This window comes from Massilibacteroides sp. (assembly GCF_028705895.1).
GTDB lineage: Bacteria > Bacteroidota > Bacteroidia > Bacteroidales > Tannerellaceae > Massilibacteroides.
Genome location: NZ_JAQWCQ010000096.1, coordinates 1 through 6,676, shown reverse-complemented (window position 1 = coordinate 6,676; position 6,676 = coordinate 1). Strand labels below are relative to the sequence as shown.

General features: G+C 38.1%; 2 protein-coding genes. Both read left to right on the top strand.

Annotated features, from left to right (window positions below; all coding sequences use genetic code 11):
• Positions 1 to 131: 131 nt before the first annotated feature.
• Positions 132 to 3,524 carry a helicase-related protein gene (locus PHT93_RS14870; protein ID WP_300244510.1) on the top strand — a complete coding sequence of 1,131 codons (3,393 nt, stop codon included), beginning with the start codon at positions 132 to 134 and terminating at the stop codon, positions 3,522 to 3,524.
• A gap of 6 nt (positions 3,525 to 3,530) precedes the next feature.
• The gene (locus tag PHT93_RS14865; RefSeq protein WP_300244508.1) at positions 3,531 to 6,581 is read left to right on the top strand and encodes an Eco57I restriction-modification methylase domain-containing protein; all 3,051 of its coding nucleotides are present in this window, start codon (positions 3,531 to 3,533) and stop codon (positions 6,579 to 6,581) included.
• Positions 6,582 to 6,676 lie beyond the last annotated feature (95 nt).

The following is a 6,676-nucleotide window of genomic DNA, read 5'->3' as shown; positions in this document are numbered from 1 at the left end:
CCAGTTTATAACGGATTTTATTTTTTCAAAGTTAGCTCTCGACCTGAGTTGCGAAAAATACAGGTGTCTCTATGAGCAGTGCTTGAATATTGGGAGGTTAGCTGCATGAGTTTTTAACGGAGTATTGCTTTATGCTAATAGATAATAAAAACGAATTAATTGAAGGACAGGAAACAACAATATATCAGTATCTTGACAACAATATCCTGAAAGACGGTAAACTGGACTTTGTTACCGGATACTTTACGATTTCTGCACTTTCAAAACTATTCGATAAAATAAAACCACAGATCCATTACAGAATTGTACTTGGAGACCTGTTTTCAGTAAAACCAACACGACGAAACATCGTAGATATTATTAACCAAAAGCATGAGGTTAACGATGTCTTTAATTTAAAAGAGGATTGTGAAAAAGCAGTCAGTTTCCTAAAACAGGAGAATGTTGAAGTAAAAACCGTTGATAAAAATTTCTGCCACGCTAAAACTTATATTTATCACAATCCTAATAAATCTAAGCATAAAGACAATTTTTATATTGTTGGAAGTTCGAATTTCACTGATGCCGGTATTGGAATAAAACCCTCTGCAAATATTGAATTAAACAAAATTGTAAACGGTACAGATGCCGGTTTTGAAAAAGCTGATGAATGGTTCGAAAAACTCTGGGATTCTGACACTACACAAAGCACGATTCAAATTGACAAGAACCTTACCCAATTATGTAAAAACTTCCTGATTTCCTTAATTTCCGACTTCTTTGAAAAATACGAACCTGAAAATTTGTACTACAAAACTCTTTACGAGCTTTTTAAAGAGGATTTCGATCAGTTTGATATCGACATATCTTCAAAACGTGATATAGCACACCTGAGAGACACTGTTATTTTCAATAAACTATACCTTTTTCAGCAAAAAGGTGTAATGAGTCTTATCCGGATGCTCCAAAAGTATAATGGCGCTGTTTTAGCCGATGCCGTTGGTTTGGGTAAAACATGGAGTGCATTGGCTGTAATGAAATATTTTGAGTTGCAGGGCTACAAAATATTATTGCTTTGTCCTAAAAAACTGTCCAATAACTGGCAACGTTACCTTAAAGACAGGCATTCCATTTTTGAAGCCGATAAATTTGATTTTTATATCCGCTATCATACCGATTTGTTTGAATACCGCATGAACAAAGACGGAATGACTTTGACCAATTTCAAGCGTTTCCAAAAAATGCTTATTGTAATTGATGAAAGCCATAACCTGCGTAATGATGGTTCAAACCGATATAAATTCCTGATTGATAATTTCTATCAGAATCCGGGCAACAGGGATATTAAAACCCTGATGCTTTCCGCCACGCCTATAAACAATAAACTTACCGATATCCGCAATCAGTTCAAATTAATTGTTGGAGGCAATGATACCGGATTTGAAGAAGTTGAAGGCATTGAAATCAAATCCTTACAACAAAAATTCGCTAATGCTCAAAAATATTTTAATAAATGGCAGTTTCGTGAGAGCAGAAGAATTAGTGAACTACGAGCTAACATTCCGGAAGAGATTTTCAAACTCATAGATGCTACTGTAGTTGCTCGTACACGGCAATTGATTAAAAAGCACTTAAATGAAGGCTTGCACTTTCCAAATGTTGAACCACCGCTGAACATACCGGGCGACCTGATTGAAATCGGGAATTACAAGACAATTGAAATGCTTCTCGATTCCATCGAAAATGTTCATATGACGGCCTACAAACCGGCTTTTTATATGAAAGAAGTAAAGGCAAAAGATGCTTCTGAAGATGAACGTAACAGGCAAAAGGCTTTGGCTAAGATAATGTACATTTTGCTGATTAAGCGAATGGAGTCAAGTTGGTTTGCCTTGTTTGAAACAGTAAAATCCATCTATACTTATCATCAAACCGTTTATAAACGGGTTCTTGAATACCAGAAAAACCATACCGATTCGGAGGTGGAGCAGATTGACGTGGAAGATGAATCACTTGAAATTGATGAAATACTTGCGGATGTTGACTTTGACGGAATCGATGAAATAGGGAAGAAAAAGCCGGTAAAAATAAGCGATATCGTTAACCTCAATGCTTTCAAAAAAGACTTAAAACACGATATTGAGGCCTTAAAGGAATTATTTGAAAATCTAAATTTACTCGATGAATCAATAAAGAAAGAACTGGAATCAAACCCCAATCACCATTCGGCTGATTCCAAGTTGCAAAGACTTATTGAAGTAATTGTTACTGCAAGAAAGGAAAGGACCGAACGAAAACTTATCATATTCAGTGTTTTCCGTGACACGGCCAAGTATCTGTATAACCAGTTAAGGCTTAGGGGATTTGATAAAATGGCGCTGGTTTCCGGAACCGAAAACCAATGTACGTATAAAGACATTGGTCGTAAAGGAAAAGACGATTTCGAGCCGCTTCTGGAACGTTTTGCCCCTGAAACAAAACTATACAGGGAAAAGGATTGGGCTTATCTTTATGAGGAAAACAAACTTAAAGAGCCTGAAAATTTCAATAATTGGAAAATCATTATTGAGAGGCACGATAAAGCAACCCATCGGATTTTAAAGGAAGATGTAAATATTTTAATAGCCACCGACTGTTTAAGTGAAGGACAAAACCTGCAGGATGCTGATTACCTGATAAACTATGACATCCATTGGAACCCTGTCCGCCTGATTCAGCGTTTTGGCCGTATTGACCGTATTGGCTCGAAACATAATAACATATACGGCGTTAATTTCTGGCCCGCCAAGAACGTTGACGAATACTTGAACCTGAAAAACCGGGTGGAATCACGTATGGCTGCCGGCGCTTTGGTTGGTACTGAGGTGCAGACCATCTCCAAACAATTCGACCAGATTTTAGACGATAAAGATAAAATCATCACTAAACAGGCAGCCAAGTTATTCAAACAACTTGAAATAAGCTGGGAGGACATTGAAGGAAAAGCAGGTTCGTTTGGGTTCAACGACCTTTCGTATGAAACCTTCCGGCAGGAATTATTCGACTTGTTCAGCAACCGCCGTGATGAGCTGGAACGTATTCCGAATGGGGTTTACACAGGTTTCAATGCAATCATCGAATCAAAAGTCCACGCTTTTTCACCCGGTTTGATAGGTTTATTGGGCTATCCAAAGCGGCATGAGAATGACAAAGAGCATCGCTATAAAAACCTTGAACTTTTCTATGCTTCCGCTGATGGTAACTTTTATGTACTGAACAATATGGAAGTACTTTACACGCTTCGTGAGCATAAGGAAAGTAAGCGGTTTGTACCCGAATTTATTGAAAATCCCGATGAAGAAACCATTGCCCGTCTAAAATCATACATCGATCAATGGATGAAAAAGAAATTCGGGCAGGAGGAAAACGATTTGGTAAACGATATTTTTGATGGAGGCAATCTGAAACTAAAACAGTTTAACGAAGAAATACCTGAAGAACGTTATAAGATTGAAAATTACGACCTGATTACCTGGTTTGTGGTGAGCAAGAACAAAAATTTCTAATACTCTATGAAACTCAATTTTTTCAATAATACCAATATTCTCGAAGGCACACTGAAGTTTTTCAGTTCGGAGCTCGATATAAAAATTGCCCCTGCTGCCAAATCGGAAATCAATATTTCAGAATTCCTGAAAGAGCAGTTGGCGGATACAAAACTTCTAACAAAGGTGAAAGATGCCCGTTTTGTGGGAATGATAAACAACATGTCGCTGGAAGGAAAAACCGAGGAACAGGATACCGAACTTGCCTTAAAACAGCTTTCTGGCGATTACGATATGTTGCTGGTTTTCGGCATTGAACTAACCGGAAATATGATTCCCACAAAAACCGATATTTCACGCCTTACAAGGGCTTTGAACCGTCGTTCCTTCAGCCGCCCTGTTGTATTGATTTTAAAATACGGTTCGCTCATTTCTTTTTCAAGTGCGGAACGCGGCCAATACAAAAAAGCAGGCCAGCCAGGAGAAAAAATCGGGCGCATCAGTATATTGCGGGATATCGATACCCAGAAGGTTCACTCAGGGCACGAGCGCATTTTACTGCAACTTCGCATCAACCCACTTAAAGTCAGCTCGTTTAAAGAACTTTATGCCCAATGGCTCGAAGTATTTAATGTAAATATCCTGAATAAAGATTTTTACAACGAATTGTTTACATGGTATTTGTGGGCTGTTCGTAGTGTTTCGTTCCCAAATAGGGTTGATGACGATACCGATGATACCGTTTTTAACTCTGAAAGTGTTATCCGCCTACTAACACGCTTAATCTTTATCTGGTTTGTAAAAGAAAAGGGACTTGTACCGGAAACGCTTTTTGACAAAAACAAAATTGCTGAAATATTAAAAGTTTTCAATCCGGATGCTGCGGACAACTCCGACTATTATAAAGCCATTTTGCAGAACCTGTTTTTTGCCACACTTAATACAGAAATGCCAAAAGACGGAGGTAGTAGAGCCTTCCTTGATGAAAAAAAGAAAAACAGAAATACGGGTTATACCGAGGAATATATGGACCACCTTGTTTTCCGGTATAAAGACCTCTTTTCTAATCCTGATAATGGATTAAAATTATTTGAAAACATCCCGTTTTTGAACGGCGGTCTTTTTGAATGTCTCGACCGCAGAGACCCAGAAACAAACATGGAGATGCGGATTGATGGCTTTTCATCAAAACCTTCCAAACAACCGGTTGTACCCAACGAATTGTTTTTCGGGCGTATCGATGACCTCGATTTAAGTGATGAGTTCGAAAACACCAACAAATACAAACACTGCCAAGCCCGGGGAATTATCAATATCCTTAATAGCTACAAATTTACCATTGAAGAAAACACTCCGCTGGAACAGGAAATTGCCCTCGACCCTGAGTTACTGGGCAAGATTTTTGAAAACCTGTTGGCCAGTTACAACCCCGAAACGCGCACCACAGCACGTAAACAGACAGGTTCGTATTACACGCCCCGTGAAATAGTCAATTACATGGTTGATGAAAGTCTGATTGCTTATCTGAAAACCAAACTGACTTCGAAAATACAAGCTTTTCAGCAATTGGGCAATAATCAAACCAACATTTTTGGAAACGAGGGCAAAGTTGGCCAATTGGATATGCACATTGATTTGGCTGCTGGTAAATGGGATAAAAAGGAAGATGAGCTGGAAAATAAACTCCGTCTTTTATTCGCCTTCGAAAGCGAAGAAAATCCCTTTTCTGGCGATACCGAAACAACCAACGCCATTATTGCACACCTGAGCGAATGTAAAATACTCGACCCGGCTTGTGGTTCAGGGGCTTTCCCAATGGGCATTTTACATAAAATGGTTTTTGCCCTTGGAAAACTCGATCCCTGCAATTATACATGGAAACAAGCGCAACTGGAAAAAGCACAGCGTGACAAACAAAGGGCACAACAGTTTGAGGATGAAACCCTGCGCGAAAATGCCTTAAAAAGCGCTGAAGATAAAATTACATATATTGAGGCCAGCTTTGGCGAAACAGGGCACGAACTCGACTATGTCCGTAAATTATTCCTGATTGAAAACTGCATTTACGGGGTGGATATCCAGCAAGTTGCAGTACAGATAAGTAAACTACGATTCTTTATCTCTCTGATGGTTGACCAAAGGGTTGACAATGTGAAGCCCAATAGGAACATCCTCTCGTTGCCCAACCTCGAAACCAAGTTTGTGGCTGCCAATACACTAATTCCGGTTGACAAGCCTCAGCAGCTCATGTTAAAAGACCCTGAAATAGAAAAAACCGAAAAAGAGCTGCATGAGATACACCAGAAAATATTTTTTACCCGAAACTACAGCGATAAGAAAAAACTTAAAAATAAAGAACTACAAACCCGCCTTAGCTTGCGCAAACTATATATTGAAAAGGCAGGTTACAACAAAGAAGCCGCCGAGGAAATTACAAAATGGAACCCGTTTGACCCCCTAATAGCAGCATCCTTTTTTGATCCAGAGGTAATGTTTACCATTGAAAAAAGCAAACAGTGCGGGTATTTTGATGTGGTGATTGGAAATCCTCCGTATGTTGATTCTGAAACTATGGTCGCCATCTATCCAAGCCTAAGAGAACGGCTTAAAGACATTTATAAATCAACAAAAGGTAATTGGGACTTATTTATTCCTTTTATTGAAAAAGGTATATTGTTACTTAAACCAGATGGTGTATTTTCCAACATCATACCAAACAAAATTATTGGTGCCAAGTATTCCATTTCATTACGAGAATATCTTATTTCATATAAATTCATTGAGATTCGCGATTATTCAAGAATAGATGTGTTTAAAGAACAAGATGTTTATCCAGTAACACTATTAATTCAAAATCGAAAATATATTAAATCCGAATTCGTCAAATTGACTGTAATGGAATCATTATTGAAGCCAAATAAAACGCAAAAGGTAAAGGCTTCTTTACATAATTCAAGTGTATTCTGGGATATGTATTTTTTTGATAAAGAAATTACTAATCTTTTACTTAAAATTCATGATAATAATAAACTCAATTCTTTATTAGTACAATACTCCGTTAAAAACTCATGCAGCTAACCTCCCGATATTCAAGCACTGCTCATAGAGACACCTGTATTTTTCGCAACTCAGGTCGAGAGCTAACTTTGAAAAAATAAAATCCGTTATAAACT

Bases quoted from the DNA above. Each gene is read 5' to 3' on its own strand.
- PHT93_RS14865 (WP_300244508.1), top strand. From the start codon at position 3,531: ATGAAACTCAATTTTTTCAATAATACCAATATTCTCGAAGGCACACTG.
- PHT93_RS14870 (WP_300244510.1), top strand. From the start codon at position 132: ATGCTAATAGATAATAAAAACGAATTAATTGAAGGACAGGAAACAACA.